The organism is Cognatundibacterium curvum (genome assembly GCF_014284235.1).
GTDB classification, from domain to species: Bacteria; Pseudomonadota; Gammaproteobacteria; order Burkholderiales; family Burkholderiaceae_D; genus Undibacterium; species Undibacterium curvum.
Genome location: NZ_JACOGD010000015.1, coordinates 1 through 17,695, shown reverse-complemented (window position 1 = coordinate 17,695; position 17,695 = coordinate 1). Strand labels below are relative to the sequence as shown.

The following is a 17,695-nucleotide window of genomic DNA, read 5'->3' as shown; positions in this document are numbered from 1 at the left end:
AAGCGGGGAATTGTCTTTCACCTAGCCGTAGTTTCTTATTGATGACTTTATCTCTTAGTTGGCGGTTGTCAATTAAAGTCTGTAATGTCACTATAGATAAAATGGGTAATCCAGGAAGCAGTTGCGTATGGTTTTTGTATTTTATGCTACTCATTGCAGCCTTACGCGGCTCCTCAAGCTTTTAGCTTTAATCTGAATAAAGAAATCCCGGCATGCTGAATCAAAATGAACATAGCTTTCATTCAAAAACGATACCAGGCGTAGCGCTGATCATTGAGGATCAAAAAACGTTTTCCAGTATGTTGGTAACGGTATTGAATGCCAAATTGACTTGTCCAACCGTGGTCTGTGCCACCCTGGCTGAAGCGAAGCTAGTATTGGCTAATTCTCATGAAGTAATCTCTATTGCGATTTGTGATTTAACTTTGCCAGATGGCTCGAATGAAGAGGTGATCGACGCGGTGCAGGCGCATGGGATACCGGTGATTGCCTTGACCGGAACTTTTTCTGAGCCCTTGCGTAATCTTCTGTTACGCCGTGGCGTAGTCGACTATGTACTCAAACGAAGCCTGAACTCACTTGAATATGTGGCCAGCCTGGTCGAGCGTGTGACCAGAAATCTGCAGATTAAGGCTTTGGTGGTCGATGATTCGGAATCTTCGCTGACCATCATTCGCCATTATCTGGCGCGCCAGAAAATCACCGCCATTTGTACTAAAAATCCGGTTGAGGCACTGGCAATCTTAGAGCAGGAAAAAGATATACAGCTGGTGCTCAGTGATCATGAAATGCCGCATATGAGCGGCGTTGAGTTTGTGACGCAAATCCGTAAAAAACACCGTAAAGAAAAGCTGGCGATTATCGGTATTTCCGGCTCTGCAGACAAAACTCTGGTGGCGCACTTTTTGAAATCCGGTGCCAATGACTTTATTCCCAAGCCTTTTTCATACGAAGAATTTTTGTGCCGTGTCACACAAAATTTACAGATGCTCGATCTGATTAAGGAAACGCTGTATGTCTCTAATACGGATTATCTGACCGGATTATATAACCGCAGGTATTTTTTTGAATCGGGACAGGTGCTGGTACAGGAAGCTGCCACTGCCAATCAATGCTGTTACCTTGGTGTGATCGATATCGATCATTTTAAGCGCATTAATGATCAGTTTGGGCACGACGTCGGAGACCTCGCGATCTGTTTTCTGGCACATACCATGCAAGCCTTTTTTGCCAGAGAATTAGTGGCACGGATCGGCGGTGAGGAGTTTGTTATCCTGTTTCATGGGCGGGAACAAAACTATATTCTGGATGTACTCGAACAGTTCCGCTCACATATAGAGAAAACGCCATTTCAACTCCCGGGAGCAGTTCCCGCTAACCACAATGGGCGCCTGTCCATCACTGTCAGTATAGGCTGTGCGAGTGGTAACGGCGACTTACATGCCTTGATGAAGGCAGCTGATCTGCGCCTGTACCAGGCCAAGGAAGCCGGACGTAATCGTCTGGTGGCAGGCTAATCCGCTGGTTTGCTGACCACCGTTTGCATGCTGACAAGGCGCGTTCTGACGCTGTCCAGCTCAGTTCAGAAAGAGCAGGCGCGGCATCCGGCCTGAAAGAAATTCTGTCTGCAGGTAGAATCCCCGCTTTGAGTTCAGCAAGCACGATGAAACGCAAACGCGTCTCTCGTGCTTTTGTTCAGCTAAGCGTCTGGCATCACAGGCAGAGATATTTCTATGACTTACAGTATCGTCTGGTTCAAGCGAGATTTGCGTATAGTTGACCATGCTCCGCTGATTCATGCGGCACAAAACGGTCCCTTACTCTGTCTTTATATTGTTGAGCCTTCCTTATGGCAGCAGGAAGACGTGGCCCGCCAACACTATCTGTTCGTCTACGAATGCCTGCGCGACCTGGCCAGGCAGTTACGTATTTGTGGTGCAGAATTACGAATCGAACTGGGTGAAGTCACCGAAGTGCTGACACGAATTCATACGCATGCTGCCTTTGACGCCTTGCTGTCGCATGAAGAAACTGGGAATGCGGTCAGCTATGCCAGAGATAAGGCCGTGGCGCGCTGGTGTCGTGCGCATCAGGTGAGGTGGCGTGAGTGGCCACAGCATGGTGTGGTGCGGCCACTTACAAATCGTGATCTTTGGCATAAGCAATGGCAGTCACATATGCAGCTGGACTGCCTGGCAGCCCCAGACCGCGCCAGTTTGCTTGATGCAGGGCTGCCATGGATGCAGCAGCGCTGGCCGGATGCGGCGCAGTTTGGTTTAGCTGACCATGATCCTCCACTGCGTCAGCGGGGTGGACGGGCGCTCGCATTGCAGGTGCTGGACGAATTTCTGACTGAACGTAGCAGTGGCTATCGTGGTGGTATTTCATCTCCGTTGACGGCTCCGTCAGCCTGTTCGCGGCTGTCCCCGTATTTGTCGTTTGGCTGCCTGAGCATGCGGGAAGTGGTGCAGGCCACCCGGCAAAGACTGCACCAGCTCAGCACACAGTCACATGCTGCAGCAGCCTGGCAGCGTAAAGGTCTGGAGGCTTTTCTGAGTCGTCTGCACTGGCACTGTCATTTTATTCAGAAGCTGGAATCTGAGCCCGAACTCGAAATGCTGAACCTGCACCGTGGTTATGATGGCTTGCGTGAAGCGGACTGGAATCCGGATCATTTCGCTGCATTGCAGGCAGGTCGCACCGGGTGGCCTATGGTGGATGCCTGCGTCGCGATGTTGCATGAAACCGGCTGGATCAATTTTCGCATGCGCGCCATGCTGGTCTCTGTTGCCAGCTACCCGTTGTGGCTACACTGGCGTCCGGTTGGCTTATGGCTGGCGCGTCAGTTTCTCGATTATGAACCGGGCATACACTGGAGTCAGATGCAAATGCAGGCTGGCACCACGGGCATTAACACTGCACGTGTTTACAATCCGCTCAAACAGGCGCAAGACCATGATCCTGAGGGTAAATTCGTGCGGCGTTGGTTACCAGCGATGCGACGTGTGCCGGACACCTGGTTGTTGCAACCCTGGTTTATGCCCATTGATGTGCAGCAGCGCTGTGGTGTGATTCTTGGCCAGGATATTGCCCTGCCTTGCGTTAATCTGGAGCAGGCAAGCCGTGATGCAAAAGCCAGGCTGTATGCCGTTCGCACCAGACCTGAAGTGCGGGCTGGTAAGGCCGCAATTGTAGAAAAACATGCCTCGCGGCTGTTGCGCCAACCAGCACGAAACCAGCCCAGCCCGGCTGCAGTGGCATCGCAACAGAGCTTTGATTTTTGAGATGGCCTGGTTGAACTTTTATCCTCATCAAGTGAGATCGTTGAATGAGTACTGTCCTGTTCCTGTTTCGTCAGGATTTACGTTTGCATGACCAGCTCGCTTTGCATACTGTACTCGGGTTGGGCTGCGACTATTTATTACCTGTTTTTTGTCACCGCGATCCATTAGAAATTAGTCCCTGGGGTTTTGTCCGTACCGGAAAACACCGGCAAGCCTGGCTGGACTCTGCACTGGCAGGATTGCGCGAGCAACTGGCACAACGGAATTGTCCTTTGCTCGAGTGTAATGGGCCTCCTGCTGCCGTACTGCCTGAACTTGCGCGTGCCGTCGGTGCCAGTGTTCTGGTATGTGAAGAGATTGCCGCACCCGAAGAACAGGCTGAAGTGGATGCCTTGCGTCAGTCTGGTTTGCACGTGCATACCGTATGGCAGAGTAGTATGCTGGCGCCTGACAGCCTGCCATGGGAAAGTGGTTGCATGCCAGATGTCTTTACTCAGTTTCGTCAATTGATAGAGAAGCAGGGCTTATTCGCAGCAGCAGCTCTGTCAGCGCCCCTTACATTGCCTTCTTGGCCTGAGCAGGCGGCTGGCATTCCTGAGCACCTGTTATACCAAGCCCCATCGCTGTCATCCGGTCAGGTACAGCGTTCAGACTTAAGTGAAAAGCCTTCCTCATTCCCATACTGGCAGCCCGAATTTAATGGTGCTGAAACGGTAGCACTCAGGCATTTGGCAAACTATTTTTCCAGCGATTTACCCCATACCTACAAGCGGACACGCAATGGCTTGCATGGCATTAGTTATTCAAGCAAATGGTCGCCTTGGCTGTCTACAGGCGCATTGTCTGCACGCCAGATTTGCGTAGCACTCAACGATTTCACTTCCAGGCAAGGTGCGAATGAAAGTACCTACTGGCTATGGTTTGAATTATTGTGGCGCGACTATTTTCGCTTCCTGCATAAAAAATATGGCCGTCGCTTATATCATGCAAGTGGCTTACTGCCACACACCGACATATCGCATCAGCCTGCTGCATTTAGCTTATGGTGTCAGGGGAACACCGGCGAAGCTTTAGTCGATGCCGGTATGCATGAGCTCATGGCGACCGGTTATTTGAGCAACCGCTTGCGTCAGGTCGTTGCGAGCTTTCTGATCTATGAGCTGGGCGGTGACTGGCGGGCCGGTGCCGCCTGGTTTGAAGCGCAACTGATTGATTACGATGTCTACAGTAACCAAGGTAATTGGCTTTACATTGCCGGGCGTGGAACGGATCCGCGTGGCGGACGTCGTTTCGATGTACACAAACAAACCAGGCAACACGATGCAGACGGAAGCTATCGCCGTTTGTGGGGGCAGACCGCAACACCGGTTTAAGCGGCTTCAGGTTCCTGTTGAATTTCCCGTATTTTTCTGTTCTGTATCGATGGTGGCTAAGTCATCAGGCCGGTTGCCATTCAGGTAGCGTGCACCGTTGCCAAAATGCCGGATTTTATCTTCAGGGTTATACAAGGCGCAGGCTGACAGGGACAGACAGCCGCAGCCTATGCAGCTGCTCAGGCGGTCACGTAAGGCGGTCAGATTCGCGATGCGCTGATTGAGCTGGTCGCACCAGCCAGCCGATATTTTTTCCCAGTCAGCTTTATTTGGTGTTCTTTGCGCGGGCAGCGTATTCAAGGCGTCCCGAATTTCTTCCAGACTGATACCAGCAGCTTGCGCCGCTTTGATAAACGCGACTCTGCGTAACTGATCCGCCTGAAACCGCCTTTGCCCACCGGCATTGCGCTGGCTGAAGATTAGACCTTTCTCTTCATAAAACCGGATTGCGCTGCTGGCGATACCCGCTCTGCTGGCGAATTCGCCTATCGTTAAAGTTTTCATGGCGTGGCTCCTGACGGATGCATATTTCGGTGTTTGGTGCTTGACTTCAAGTTTACTTGAAGTTTTAGGATGGCGTTTTTTTAAAGGAAAGGAAACAGAAAATGAAAACGACAATTTCGTCCATTTATACTCCTGTGAATACGCCAGCACTCACACCTGCAAGCGCGCTTGCAAGCACAACAGCTCTGAATCCGATCACATCTACAGCGCTGATGGATTTGCTGGATCTGTGTCAAACGATAGATTTGCGGTGTAAGGGCACGACCAATCATTGCCCCATGATGTTGAGCGCAGCCTGCTCACTGGGTGCTGATACCTCTCAGCTGCAGGCCTTGTATCAACACTGGCTGGCGCATTATGCGCTGCCGTCAACAACGACAGCAGAGCATATTGGCATGCATGAGTTGGCTAAAGTGCGTGGACAAGGACATTATTTTTCCAGTACACGGGCAGCTATCTTGCATCAGATGCAGCAACAAGATGCTCATCAACTGGCACGTCAGCTATTAGGGATGTTTCCACCGGCGCCAATGACGATGGCATTTCACGCCATCATACGGCTTGCCTATGCACTGCGCACCGGTCATCCCGGCGAGATTGCTTCAGGACTGGCGGCACTGATTTGCGGACATCTTCCAATTGGCATAGACAGTAACCGTCTGGCTTATTGTGATTCGCCAGCAGATGGATTTAGTCGTATTGCTGCAGCACTCCAAGGACGGGTGTTTGAAGGAAGAATGATTACCGAAAAAATTCGTGCCGTGCTCAACTATCCTGCGTTCCTGACCCATTGTCCGCAGTTGCACGAACCGCAAAGGCAATGGCCTGCTCTGCGCGAGCTGGTCTTACAACTGTATGCGCAAACCAAAGATTTTACTGCGCTGCATTTGCTCACAGGTTTGCATGCCTGGCGTACTTTACTGATGTTTGATCCGGCACTGAATCAAGCTGAACTGGCGCAGGAATTCTGGCTCGCTTGTTGTGCTGCGTACGCCAGTATAGGTGCGCCAGTGTTGACGGCAAAACGGCCAGCAGGCTTTGCTATGCAATCTGCGTCATTGGCAGAAGCACCGTTGCTGACGAACGCTGAAGCAGAGGCCAGCTGGCAAACCGTAATTCACAAGGCCTTACTGAGTCAGGACGATCATCGGATTAAACTCACGCATGCCTGTTTAGAAGAATTTCAACTGAGTGGCAATCAGGATTATCTGACTATGCTCACTACCTGATGCGCACATCAAGCCAGAATGCAGAACCGTACTTTCTGCATTCAAAGGGCGTTCATGCTTGCAAGTTGCTTTTCTGACCTTGCAAGTTTTTTTACTTTAATTCTATAATTCGAATAATATGGAAATAATTCTGGGGAATGGAGATATATATGGATACCTCACAGGCTATCGCTGGCTTGGCTGCGATTGCACAAGAGTCGCGGCTGGCTGTTTTTCGTTTACTAGTGCAGGCCGGGCCGGATGGACTGATTGCGAGCAAAATCAGTGATCAGCTCGGTATCCCGCCCTCTTCGCTTTCATTTCACCTCAAGGAATTGAACCGCGCTGATATGGTCAGCGTACAGCAGGACGGGCGCTTCATGATTTACGCAGCCAACTTCGAGACGATGAATAATCTGATCGGCTATCTCACTGAAAACTGCTGTGGTGGCAAGCCCTGTGCTGCTGATTCTGCGAGTTCATCCTTTACTTGCTGCTGATTGCATTTAGCGTTTACAAAGGCTTGCAGGGGTTCTGTTCACAGCAATGAGTTACTAACTATTTCTACGGAATATGTCCAAATCATGAATGTCTTATTTCTTTGTACCGGTAATTCCTGCCGCTCCATATTAGCTGAGGCGACTTTTAATCATCTGGCGCCTGCCGGCTGGTCTGCCATGAGTGCGGGCAGTCAGCCTACCGGTCAGGTCCATCCGCGTTCTCTGGCTTTGCTGGCCAGGGAAGGGATATCGACAGCGGGTTATTTCAGTAAATCCTGGAGTCATTTACCTGCCACGCCAGACCTGGTGATTACAGTCTGTGCCAGCGCCGCAGGCGAGACTTGCCCGCTTTATCTGGGGCCGGTATTGCGCACTCACTGGGGTGTTGATGATCCTGCGCATGCGAGCGGTAGCGAACAAGAAATCGACGCTGCGTTCATGCTGGCCTACAGGATTTTGCGCGCCAGAATTGAGGCGTTTTTGGCCTTGCCGCTTGAAAGCCTGGTGCATGATCCAGCCTTGCTGAAAAGTGAGTTGGATAAGATAGGCCAACTGATACCTGCCTGATTGGCAGCTTGCGCTTCAAAGGAGTTTGTATGAGTTTGCAAAAACGCCTGGTGGCAGAAGGCCTGGGCACTGCTTTTCTGTTAGCCGTAGTGGTCGGTTCCGGCATCATGGCTGAGCGTCTGGCCTCAGGAAATATCGCGCTTGCCTTGCTGGCCAATGCAATCGCTACCGGTTGTGGCTTGGTGGCGCTGATACTGATGTTTGGTCCTGTGTCAGGTGCGCATTTCAATCCTGTGGTGAGCTTATCAGCAGTCTGGCAGCGTCAGTTAAGTTACTCGGTGTGTGTCTGGTATATCCTGATCCAGATACTCGGTGCCTTCGCCGGCGTCGCGATGGCACATACGATGTTTGGCGAACCATTATTTTTCGCATCTGAACATGTCAGAGCTGGCTGGTCGCAATGGAGCAGCGAGTTCATTGCCAGCTTTGGTCTGATAGGCGTCATTATCAGTACATCCAGAAGCCGTCCTTCCGTGACACCATTTGCGGTAGCCGCGTACATTACTGCGGCATACTGGTTCACCTCATCGACCTCATTTGCCAATCCTGCGGTCACGCTGGCACGCGCTGCCAGCAATACATTTGCCGGTATCTATCCGGGTGATGTGCCTGGATTCATCGTCGCGCAATGCAGCGGCACTATGGCAGCGAACTGGCTGTTTGCCTGGTTATACCCTGATCCCAACGTGGCTGCTGCATCAGATGTCAATGCCTGACTTATTTTTGAACTGAGATGCAAATTAAGGGGATTTTTTATGTCTTTTGTGCTTGAAGATTTGCCGAATCTGGATACGGCGTTATTTAAAATTCCGAATCTATCCAATTTAACCAGCCAATCTCCTTCCACTCATGCTCCGCGTTTCCTGCTGTTGTATGGCTCTTTGCGGGAACGCTCCTATAGCAAGTTGCTGGCACTGGAAGCAGCGCGCTTACTGACAGCGATGGGAGCGGAGGTGAAGGTTTTTAATCCGCAGGACTTGCCCTTACCTGATGCCGCACCAGATGATCATCCTAAAGTCAAAGAATTGCGCGAACTAGTCATGTGGTCCGAGGGCATGGTGTGGTGTACACCGGAGCGTCACGGCGCGATGACTGGCATCATGAAAGCACAGATAGACTGGATACCCTTATCGTCTGGTGCCATCCGTCCCACGCAAGGGAAAACGCTGGCTGTGATGGAAGTATCCGGCGGTTCTCAGTCTTTTAATGCCGTCAATCAGTTAAGGATTTTGGGACGCTGGATGCGCATGCTCACGATACCAAATCAGTCATCGGTGCCGAAAGCATATTTAGAATTTGATGAAGCAGGGCGTATGAAAGCTTCGCCTTACTACGACCGGGTGGTTGATGTGATGGAGGAGTTAATGAAGTTCACCTTACTGACACGTGATCTTGCTCCTTATCTCACTGATCGTTACAGCGAGCGTAAAGAGAGTGCTGAGGCATTGTCAATTCGGCTGAATCAGACACGGATCTAGTAGCGCTGAATTTGTCTTCCGCCAGCTAAGTGCTGGCCACTTTCTGCTAAGCTTAAAGCAAGCCTTCACCATGAAAGCTTGCGAGTTTCTGGCATCACAGAACCGGGATTCCAACTCCAACCATCGGTGATGTGAGCAAAATACTTCTCAGCATCTGACAACCGTCTTTGCCAACATCAGACTGCAGACTAAGACTTCTACGATAGTTTGTGTTGCCTGCAACTTCCCCTCAGAACTTTAAGTCAGCTAACCAAGCTGAGTAAAAGCATTTGCTTTTTCTTGTCCTTACGACTCTTGTTACCAGCATCATCGTACTTCGCAAAAGCGAAAGTAGGAGTCCTTGCCCCAATAAAACTTGCGAATTACCCAACTCGTAAATAAATGTCAAAACAGAATTTTGATTCTTTTTTTTTAATAATTTTATGCCATTATTTAAAAAAAGAATAATTGATATTTAATCTATGCTTTTTGGGAAGTCATGTTTCCGAATAATTGATGAAATAAAACATACCAATGTTTTTTTGAATCAATATTTACTTAAAGAAACCGACCAGAAAGCGTACTCAGGGAGATTCGCTTGACTACGATTTCACGACGTGTTTTGTTTGGTAAGTTAGGCTTGATCCCATTCAAAGCTTTAGAATCTGCGGCAGCATTCGCTAAACTCAGGGGCAATCCGTATATCGAGATCGCACATTGGTTACATCAATTGTGGCAGTTGCCGAATTCTGACTTACATTGCATGGCGGCACATTGGAAGTTTGATGCAGCACAATTGGAAAAAGAACTCATCTACGCTTTATCCAAATTTCCTGACGGTGCCAGCCATATCAGCGATTTCTCTGCGCACCTCGACTTAGCTGTAGAACGTGGCTGGATTTTTGCGAGCCTGAACGTCGCAGAGCCACGGATACGCACGGCGTGGTTACTGCTAGCCATGCTGGAACAGGCTGAATTACGTAAGCTCTTGCTCAACATTTCTATCCAGTTTCAAAGAATAAGTTTGCCCGTTGAGATGGGTGAAGTGACCGAGCTGTTAAAGCACTCTTGCGAAAATACGGATGTAGCACAGGATAGTTCGGGCTTACCGGCTGCTGTACCGGGTGAGACGAGTCTGGCATTATCAGATCAGGACAAAGGTTCCCAATCTGCGCTCACAAAATATTGTACTGATTTAACTGCTTTAGCACGTTCCGGAAAAATTGATCCGGTTGTTGGCCGTGAAAAAGAAATTCGCACTCTCACAGACATACTATTAAGGCGCCGGCAAAATAACCCTCTGCTGACAGGTGATGCTGGCGTTGGGAAGACTGCCGTCGTCGAGGGATTGGCCCATGCAATTGTCTCTGCAGACGTACCACCGCCCCTCTTGCAAGTGCGCTTATTGAGCCTGGATGTAGGCGCGCTGCTGGCTGGGGCAAGTATGCGTGGCGAATTTGAGGCCAGACTGAAATCTGTGCTGAAAGAAGCCGACAATGCAGTACATCCGGTCATTCTGTTTGTAGATGAAATTCATACGCTGGTCGGCGCAGGCGGGCAAGCGGGAACAGGGGACGCCGCTAATTTGCTGAAGCCTGCGTTAGCACGCGGTAATTTGCGGACCATTGGTGCCACTACCTGGAGCGAATATAAAAAGCACATAGAGAAAGATCCCGCACTCACACGTCGCTTTCAGGTGTTACAGATAATGGAACCTGAACTGTCAAAGGCGATCTCCATGGTGCGGGGGTTGGTACCTGTTTTTATGCGACATCATCAGGTGGAAATTCTGGATGAGGCAGTGTGTGCCGCTGTCACGCTCTCTCAACGCTACCTGCCTTCCCGCCAGTTGCCGGATAAAGCAATCAGCTTGCTAGACACCGCTTGCGCGCGCGTTGCTATGTCTCTGCATACCCCTCCATCCGAGGTAGTGCAATTGCGCCAGCATCAACAAGTGTTGATGGCCGAGTATGCGCAACATCTGCGCGAGGCTCAACTGGGGCAAAGTAATACGGCCAGTTTGCAACGCGTGACACAGGAATTAAGCGAAACGGATGCAAAATTATCTGAACGAGAAACGCACTGGAAAGCGGAGCTGATACTGGTAAGGCTATTGCTGGAAACCCGCGATTCCTTATTGAAGCATAACAAGCAGCTGGACAACACTTTGGACAATACTCTGTACGTTAATTCTGATGCTTACTCAGAAGTTGCAGATGCTGGCTTCAAGAACGCCCAACAATTGAGTCTGAAAAAAATCGCTGAAATTCAAGCGGAACTATCAAGTCTGCGTGGGGAGGATACCTGTATCTATGCCCAGGTAGATGAGTCCGTAATCGCGGCGATAGTCGCAGAATGGACAGGAATACCTGTTGGTCGCATGGTGCGTGACGAAGTCAGTGCTGTCATGGAACTGGCTGCACAGTTAGAAAAACGGGTAGTTGGACAAACTGTTGCTATCCGCCACATAACAGAAAGAATAAAAACATCCCGGGCGCGTTTAAGCGATCCGCAAAAGCCGGTGGGATGCTTTCTGTTGGTCGGTCCATCCGGTGTAGGGAAAACTGAAACAGCGCTGGCGCTGGCGCAGGCTGTGTATGGTGGCGAACATAACCTGATCACGATCAATATGAGTGAGTATCAGGAGGCACATACCGTATCCAGCCTTAAAGGGGCTCCACCAGGTTACGTAGGTTATGGCGAAGGTGGGGTTCTGACAGAAGCTGTAAGGCGTCGTCCCTACAGCGTGATCTTATTGGACGAAATTGAAAAAGCCCATCCCGATGTACATGAAGTTTTTTTTCAGGTATTTGATAAGGGATGGATGGAAGATGGCGAAGGCAGGGTGATCGATTTTAAAAACACTCTGATTCTGCTTACCAGTAATGTTGGCTCAGAGTTGATAGCGCAGCTGTGTGATAACAGCGATCAGTTACCGTCTTTCGAGGCAATCTCACAAGCTTTACAGCAGATACTTCAGCAGGTATTTCCGGTAGCGTTTCTGGGGCGTCTGAAAACCATCCCCTACTTGCCGCTGGATGAAACAGATTTGGCCAAGATCGTCACCCTGCAGCTGGAAAAAGTGGTTGCGCGCATGAAGGAACAACACGACATTGTCTTTGCTTACACCACCTCTGCTGTCGCCAGGATAGCCGCTCAATGCGGTACCCATAATACCGGTGCCAGACGTATCGCACAGTACATCGAGCAAAACTTACTTAGCCAAATTGCGCATATCTGGTTGCAGGCCAGTCAGGACAAAAAAGAAATTTTTTCTATTTATCTGGATACTGGGTCACAGCAAAGCGCAGGGGAATTTCAAGCTAAATCTCAAACCGATTCTCAAACCGATTCTGAAACGGACTCTAAAACTCATCCTCACATCACGTCTGTCGGAAACAACTCGGATTTGTACTTGAAAACCTTTTTTAACGGGAGGTGAATTCAGTATGGAGAAAATCTAAATTCAGCGCCATCGCTGTATATCACATTCAGGTAGATCGAGGAGTGAAGATGCATGTCGGCAGTGGTTGTTTTTTCTTAGCGCTTAGCTTGTGTTGGTTCATGTATGTCAGATGGTTTCAATAAAAAGGAGTCTTTATGAGTACGAATAGCAGCAGTCAGAAATTTATCGCCCGTAACCGGGCACCTCGCGTGCAGATTGAGTATGACGTCGAAATCTACGGTAGCGAGAAAAAAGTCGAATTGCCATTTGTAATGGCGGTACTCGCTGATTTAGGGGGGAATCCGGTGGAGCCTGCACCTGAGGTGTCGGAGCGTAAATTTCTTGAAATAGACGTGGATAACTTCGATGAACGCATGAAGGCGATAGCACCCAGGGTTGCTTTCAGTGTCCCGAATACGCTCACCGGTGAAGGACATGTGATGGTTGATATCACTTTTGAAAGTATGGATGATTTTTCTCCTGCTGCTGTTGCGACCAAGGTGGATGCACTCAAGCAGTTGCTCGATGCGCGTACACAGCTGGCCAATTTACAGACCTATATGGATGGTAAAGCTGGTGCAGAGGGATTGGTACGCAAACTACTCAGTGATCCTGGTTTGATGAAGTCATTGAGCAGCATGCCTAAAAATACATCAGAAGAAACGCAGGCCTGATCACGCGTGATAGCTCATTAAGAATAAAGGAAATATCTATGAATACCAAAACAGTTGCAGCAAGAGATGCCGACACAGTCCAGTTTTCAGATCCTGGTGCATTCTCTGAGTTGCTTGATCGTGAATTTAAACCCAAAGGTGATGAGCAGCGCGAAGCCGTGGTGGCAGCTGTGCGCACTTTGGCGGAACAGGCATTAATCAACACGGTCACGATGAGTGATGATGCCTACGACAGTATAGAAGCCATCATTTCCGAACTGGATCAAAAACTGTCCAAGCAAATCAATCTGATTATGCATCATACAGATTTTCAACAACTGGAGTCTGCATGGCGTGGGCTGGATCATCTGGTTTCGCATACTGAGACGGATGAAATGCTGAAGATCCGTTTTATGGATATCAGTAAGTCGGAATTGCGTCGCACGATGCGACGTTACAAAGGTGTGGCCTGGGATCAAAGCCCTTTGTTCAAACGCTTGTATGAAGAGGAATATGGCCAGTTAGGTGGTGAGCCGTATGGTTGCCTGGTTGCTGATTATTATTTCGATCATAACCCGCCGGATGTCGAGTTGCTGGGTGCTATGGCGAAAGTGGCAGCTGCATCGCACGCGCCATTCATTGCTGGCGCAGCGCCTTCCAATCTACAAATGGATTCCTGGCAGGAGCTGGCAAATCCGCGTGATTTAACAAAGATCACCGGCAACTTAGAACATGCCGCCTGGAATAGCTTGCGCGATACCGAAGATGCACGCTACGTTGGCTTAGCCATGCCGCGCTTCTTGGGCAGACTGCCATACGGTGCGAAAACCAATCCGGTCGACGAGTTTGACTTCGAAGAAGAAACCGAGGGTGCTGATCACCGCAATTACGTTTGGAATAACGCCGCCTACGCAATGGCAGTGAATATCAATCGCAGCTTCAAGTTATATGGCTGGTGCACCATGATCCGTGGCGTGGAATCGGGTGGTACGGTAGAAAACCTGCCTTGCCATACCTTCCCGACAGATGATGGCGGCTTCGATATGAAATGCCCGACCGAAATCGCGATTTCTGACCGGCGTGAAGCCGAACTGGCACGTGCCGGATTCATTCCTTTAGTGCATCGCAAAGGCACGGATCATGCCACTTTCATCGGTGCGCAATCGCTGCAAAAGCCGCAAGAATACATGGATCCGGATGCTACCGCGAATGCCAATTTATCAGCCAGATTGTCCTATTTATTTGCAAGTACCCGCTTTGCACATTATCTGAAATCCATCGTTCGCGACAAAGTCGGTGCCTTTAAAGAGCGAGAAGATATGCAGCGTTGGCTCAATGAATGGATCATGAATTACGTTGATGCTGATCCCGTGAATTCAAGCCAGGAAACCAAGGCGCGTCGCCCACTCGCGGCGGCTGAAGTGATTGTGGAAGATGTGGAAGGGAATCCCGGTTATTACAATGCAAAATTTTTCTTGCGTCCGCACTTCCAGTTAGAAGGTCTGACCGTGAGTTTGCGGTTGGTGGCGAAGTTGCCGTCAGTTAAAGCAGCAGCATAAGACGTGATTTATATTTTTCTCAAAGGAGTTTAGAAATGGCACAGGATATTTTTTTGAAGATCAATGGCATTGAAGGCGAAAGCATGGATGCGGCACACAAGAATGAAATCGAAGTGCTGAGTTGGCAGTGGCAGGTATTGCAGGAATCTAATATGCATACCGGATCAGGTGGTGGCTCTGGTAAAGCAACTGTGAAAGACCTGACTTTCATTCATAACGTGGACCGCTCCAGCCCTAATCTGATGAAGTTTTGTATGACCGGTAAACATATTCCGGAGGCCAAGTTAGTGGTACGTAAGTCGGGGGGGAATCCTCTTGAGTACTTAAAAATTACCATGACCGACGTATTGATTACCAATGTCAGTCCTACTGGAAATTCAAAGGCGGAAAGTGTGCAGGAAATGGTCGGACTATCTTTTGCCAAAATTAAGCAAGAGTACACGGTACAAAATCAACAGGGTGGCTCAGGCGGTGCCGTCACAGCTGGTTTTGATATCAAGCTCAATAAAGAAGCCTGAGCCTGATATACCGCGTTTGATGCATAGACCCATGCACAAACACGTTTTTTAAGAACTGGGTTTTGACAGTTTCCACTGCTTCGCTGGCAACGGGGTGGTGGAGCTACAGACTCTGGATACCACGATACGCTCAGCTTAGGATAGAAAATGGCAGACTTAAGTTTTTCCATGCACCAGGTGCATAACGGTAACAGTCTTAAATGGCTGGCAGTCATGTTGTTTTCCTTTTTTGCTACGTGCTGTATCGCACGGGAAGAAAAAGAAGCGACCAAACTGACGCTGAACATTAGCGCAGATGCGAACGTGAATCCTGATCCTGCGCAACGAGCTTCCCCAATCAAGCTAAGAATTTACGAATTAAAAGACAGTTCCAGTTTTGCAGATGCAGATTATTTCTCACTAGATAGTAACGATAAAGTTGTGTTGACAGGCGATTTGCTGGTTAAAGATGAGTACATTTTACGGCCATCTGAAACCAGAAAAATCGAAAGGAAAAGCCACCCTCAAACAACTGCAATCGGCATCCTGGCAGGATATAGAGATTTACCAAACAGCCTGTGGCGCGTGATTTACAAGCTACCCAGTGCACCTGAGGCGGCCTGGTATCGCTTTGCCATTCCTGCTAATAAGACCTCATTGCTCATACAGTTGCAAGCACAGGGAATCGTGCTCGTCGAACAAAAATAAAGCTTAACAAACTCAACTGACACAGGAATTGCGATGACCTGGACTAACAAAGTGACCTGGAGTGAGGGTTTGTTTTTGCGCCCTCAGTTATTTCAGCAACAAGAGCGCTATCTGGAAAATTTTGCGCATAAGCGTACTGCGCCTTTATCGCCGTTTTTTTGGGGATTTGGACATCTGCAGATAGATACCGAGTCGCTTAAGCTAGGTAAGCTGGTGTTAGCCAGCGCCTCTGGCGTTTTCCCTGATGGCACGCCATTTGACATTCCCGGCGAGACGCAACCACCGGCACCGCTCACACTACTTCCTGAGCATCTGGAGCAAACGCTATATCTTGCTTTATCTATTCGTACACCAAATACCGAAGAAACCAGCTTTGAGTCCAATAGCAAGACGTGCGCACGCTTTGGTGTTTTTGAAGTTGCTTTACGCGATGCCAATTCTGAGGGGCAGGGGGAAAAACCAGTACAGCTGAGTCGTCTTCGTCTGATGTTAGTGCCGCAAAAAGAATTGACCAGTGCCTGGATGGGACTACCTTTAGCCCGACTGACTACTCTGAGATCTGACGGCGGTGCCGAGCTGAGTTCAGCATTGATTCCCCCGGTTAACCGCTATGGTGCCAGTGAATTGCTGACACAATGGATTTCGCAAATTCATGGCACCGCTTTTCAGCGTGCAGAGTCGTTGGCTAAACGTTTATGCGGCAGTGCTGGTTCTGGTGCCACGCAGGCGGCGGAGGTCAGTGATTTTTTACTGCTGCAAATCCTGAATCGCTATGAGCCTCTGCTTGCGCATTTGCTCAAGGTAAAAGAGAGCAATCCTGAGCAGGCTTACACCATGTTACGCAGTATGAATGGTGAGTTGTCGACCTATATCCGTACGCAGAGCCGACGACCGAATCGCGTGCCGGACTACGACCACGTACGGCCATATGAGGTCTTCAAACCTTTGGTTGAGGATACCCGTGAATTGCTCAACAACTTGCTGGTACGCAGTGCACAAAGTCTGTCTCTTACAGAAAAAGGCCACGGCATGTATCTGGTTAGTCTTGATCCGGCTGATTTGCAGGCCTTTTCCAATCTGGTTCTGGCTGTGGCGGCCAATATTCCCGGCGACCAGCTTGCGCAGAACTTTGTGGCACATGCGAAATTGGCTGCGGCAGACCGTTTACCTGAATTGGTGCGCATGCATTTGCCGGGAATTACCTTGCGGGTTCTGCCGGTACCGCCAAGGCAAATCCCTTTCAATTCCGGCTATGTTTATTTTCAGGTAGAACCCGTCGGTACACATTGGGAGCATATGCAGAAGCATGGCGGCATAGGCTTGCATGTTGCAGCTTCCTTCCCTGGATTAAGGATGGAATTATGGGGGATACGCTAATGGGAAAGAAATACATCGTTGTTGGTGACGCCACCAGTCATGGCGGCAAAGTGCAGACAGGTTCGGCCATCTTTGATATCAACGGTAAAGCCATTGCGCGTTTAGGTGACAAAGTCAGTTGTCCTATACACGGTGAGAACGCAATTACTGAGGGTGACCCTGGTGCACTGATAGACGGCGTTCCATGTGCATTGGAAGGCCATCGCTCAGCTTGTGGCAGTGTCTTAATCGGCACCGTAGTGGCGTCGCATGGAGGCTGATATGAAGACTGTGATCGCTTCATGCTGTATTCAATCAACAGTGGTGTAAAGGAATTATCATGCCCAAGCTCTTCCACCACCCGCGTGCGCTCAGCATTTCCGGTCCGGCGGTGACGGCGGGTGGGCTGGTGGGTTTTAGTCCTCTGAGCCTGTGCGGCAGCGATGGCATCAACGCGTTATTCAGCTACACGCTGCGCTTGCAAAGCAGTGACGTGACAGGTTTTGCTGACTTGGGTTTAGGCGCAAAACCTGGCACCGCCTTCCATCCTGACTACGTGATCGGCAAAGAAATCACCTGCCACA

Annotated in this window: 17 protein-coding genes; 16 read left to right on the top strand and 1 reads right to left on the bottom strand. The window is 49.6% G+C overall.

The window, feature by feature from the left end:
• Positions 1-212 precede the first annotated feature (212 nt).
• The 3 genes from H8K43_RS18530 to H8K43_RS18520 all read left to right on the top strand — a co-directional run bounded on the left by H8K43_RS18530 (position 213) and on the right by H8K43_RS18520 (position 4,657).
• The gene (locus H8K43_RS18530) at positions 213-1,517 is read left to right on the top strand and encodes a diguanylate cyclase (RefSeq protein WP_186905231.1); all 1,305 of its coding nucleotides are present in this window, start codon (positions 213-215) and stop codon (positions 1,515-1,517) included.
• A gap of 216 nt (positions 1,518-1,733) precedes the next feature.
• Positions 1,734-3,284: an FAD-binding domain-containing protein gene (locus H8K43_RS18525; RefSeq protein WP_186905230.1), complete on the top strand. Its 1,551-nt coding sequence runs from the start codon at positions 1,734-1,736 to the stop codon at positions 3,282-3,284.
• Between the two features lie 44 nt (positions 3,285-3,328).
• Positions 3,329-4,657: a DASH family cryptochrome gene (locus H8K43_RS18520; RefSeq protein WP_186905229.1), complete on the top strand. Its 1,329-nt coding sequence runs from the start codon at positions 3,329-3,331 to the stop codon at positions 4,655-4,657.
• A gap of 6 nt (positions 4,658-4,663) precedes the next feature.
• On the opposite strand, the gene soxR is transcribed toward H8K43_RS18520, so the two are convergent.
• A complete protein-coding gene (gene soxR, locus H8K43_RS18515; protein WP_186905228.1) occupies positions 4,664-5,161 on the bottom strand; it encodes a redox-sensitive transcriptional activator SoxR in 498 nt (165 codons plus the stop codon).
• Positions 5,162-5,262: 101 nt separating this feature from the next.
• On the opposite strand from soxR, the gene H8K43_RS18510 reads away from it, so the two are divergent.
• The 13 genes from H8K43_RS18510 to H8K43_RS18450 all read left to right on the top strand — a co-directional run.
• Complete coding sequence (locus H8K43_RS18510) at positions 5,263-6,390, top strand: questin oxidase family protein (protein WP_186905227.1); 1,128 nt, start codon at positions 5,263-5,265, stop codon at positions 6,388-6,390.
• Positions 6,391-6,539: 149 nt separating this feature from the next.
• Entirely contained in the window at positions 6,540-6,869 is a 330-nt protein-coding gene (locus H8K43_RS18505; protein ID WP_186905226.1) for an ArsR/SmtB family transcription factor, read from the top strand.
• Positions 6,870-6,953: 84 nt separating this feature from the next.
• Positions 6,954-7,436, top strand: coding sequence for an arsenate reductase ArsC (locus tag H8K43_RS18500; RefSeq protein WP_186905225.1), 483 nt, complete (start codon positions 6,954-6,956; stop codon positions 7,434-7,436).
• 29 nt (positions 7,437-7,465) lie between these two features.
• The gene (locus H8K43_RS18495) at positions 7,466-8,152 is read left to right on the top strand and encodes an aquaporin (protein ID WP_186905224.1); all 687 of its coding nucleotides are present in this window, start codon (positions 7,466-7,468) and stop codon (positions 8,150-8,152) included.
• A gap of 39 nt (positions 8,153-8,191) precedes the next feature.
• Positions 8,192-8,914 (top strand): arsenical resistance protein ArsH, encoded by a 723-nt coding sequence (gene arsH / locus H8K43_RS18490; RefSeq protein ID WP_186905223.1) that lies wholly within the window; start codon positions 8,192-8,194, stop codon positions 8,912-8,914.
• A 577-nt stretch (positions 8,915-9,491) separates the two neighbouring features.
• A complete protein-coding gene (gene tssH, locus H8K43_RS18485; protein WP_222611085.1) occupies positions 9,492-12,335 on the top strand; it encodes a type VI secretion system ATPase TssH in 2,844 nt (947 codons plus the stop codon).
• Positions 12,336-12,493: 158 nt separating this feature from the next.
• Positions 12,494-13,012 carry a type VI secretion system contractile sheath small subunit gene (gene tssB, locus H8K43_RS18480; protein WP_186905222.1) on the top strand — a complete coding sequence of 173 codons (519 nt, stop codon included), beginning with the start codon at positions 12,494-12,496 and terminating at the stop codon, positions 13,010-13,012.
• A 38-nt stretch (positions 13,013-13,050) separates the two neighbouring features.
• Entirely contained in the window at positions 13,051-14,550 is a 1,500-nt protein-coding gene (gene tssC / locus H8K43_RS18475; protein WP_186905221.1) for a type VI secretion system contractile sheath large subunit, read from the top strand.
• 35 nt (positions 14,551-14,585) lie between these two features.
• Positions 14,586-15,068: an Hcp family type VI secretion system effector gene (locus tag H8K43_RS18470; protein ID WP_186905220.1), complete on the top strand. Its 483-nt coding sequence runs from the start codon at positions 14,586-14,588 to the stop codon at positions 15,066-15,068.
• 147 nt (positions 15,069-15,215) lie between these two features.
• Positions 15,216-15,755: a type VI secretion system lipoprotein TssJ gene (tssJ, locus tag H8K43_RS18465; RefSeq protein ID WP_186905219.1), complete on the top strand. Its 540-nt coding sequence runs from the start codon at positions 15,216-15,218 to the stop codon at positions 15,753-15,755.
• Positions 15,756-15,788: 33 nt separating this feature from the next.
• Complete coding sequence (tssK, locus tag H8K43_RS18460) at positions 15,789-17,132, top strand: type VI secretion system baseplate subunit TssK (protein WP_186905218.1); 1,344 nt, start codon at positions 15,789-15,791, stop codon at positions 17,130-17,132.
• Positions 17,132-17,392, top strand: coding sequence for a PAAR domain-containing protein (locus H8K43_RS18455; protein WP_186905239.1), 261 nt, complete (start codon positions 17,132-17,134; stop codon positions 17,390-17,392). Before tssK ends, H8K43_RS18455 begins: the two co-directional genes overlap by 1 nt.
• A 59-nt stretch (positions 17,393-17,451) precedes the next feature.
• The coding region (locus H8K43_RS18450; protein ID WP_186905217.1) for a hypothetical protein at positions 17,452-17,695 on the top strand (244 nt) is incomplete at its 3' end.

Excerpts from the sequence above, each read along its gene's own strand:
- H8K43_RS18530 (WP_186905231.1), top strand. The coding sequence starts at position 213 with ATGCTGAATCAAAATGAACATAGCTTTCATTCAAAAACGATACCAGGC.
- H8K43_RS18525 (WP_186905230.1), top strand. The coding sequence starts at position 1,734 with ATGACTTACAGTATCGTCTGGTTCAAGCGAGATTTGCGTATAGTTGAC.
- H8K43_RS18520 (WP_186905229.1), top strand. The coding sequence starts at position 3,329 with ATGAGTACTGTCCTGTTCCTGTTTCGTCAGGATTTACGTTTGCATGAC.
- soxR (WP_186905228.1), bottom strand. The coding sequence starts at position 5,161 with ATGAAAACTTTAACGATAGGCGAATTCGCCAGCAGAGCGGGTATCGCC.
- H8K43_RS18510 (WP_186905227.1), top strand. The coding sequence starts at position 5,263 with ATGAAAACGACAATTTCGTCCATTTATACTCCTGTGAATACGCCAGCA.
- H8K43_RS18505 (WP_186905226.1), top strand. The coding sequence starts at position 6,540 with ATGGATACCTCACAGGCTATCGCTGGCTTGGCTGCGATTGCACAAGAG.
- H8K43_RS18500 (WP_186905225.1), top strand. The coding sequence starts at position 6,954 with ATGAATGTCTTATTTCTTTGTACCGGTAATTCCTGCCGCTCCATATTA.
- H8K43_RS18495 (WP_186905224.1), top strand. The coding sequence starts at position 7,466 with ATGAGTTTGCAAAAACGCCTGGTGGCAGAAGGCCTGGGCACTGCTTTT.
- arsH (WP_186905223.1), top strand. The coding sequence starts at position 8,192 with ATGTCTTTTGTGCTTGAAGATTTGCCGAATCTGGATACGGCGTTATTT.
- tssB (WP_186905222.1), top strand. The coding sequence starts at position 12,494 with ATGAGTACGAATAGCAGCAGTCAGAAATTTATCGCCCGTAACCGGGCA.
- tssC (WP_186905221.1), top strand. The coding sequence starts at position 13,051 with ATGAATACCAAAACAGTTGCAGCAAGAGATGCCGACACAGTCCAGTTT.
- H8K43_RS18470 (WP_186905220.1), top strand. The coding sequence starts at position 14,586 with ATGGCACAGGATATTTTTTTGAAGATCAATGGCATTGAAGGCGAAAGC.
- tssJ (WP_186905219.1), top strand. The coding sequence starts at position 15,216 with ATGGCAGACTTAAGTTTTTCCATGCACCAGGTGCATAACGGTAACAGT.
- tssK (WP_186905218.1), top strand. The coding sequence starts at position 15,789 with ATGACCTGGACTAACAAAGTGACCTGGAGTGAGGGTTTGTTTTTGCGC.
- H8K43_RS18455 (WP_186905239.1), top strand. The coding sequence starts at position 17,132 with ATGGGAAAGAAATACATCGTTGTTGGTGACGCCACCAGTCATGGCGGC.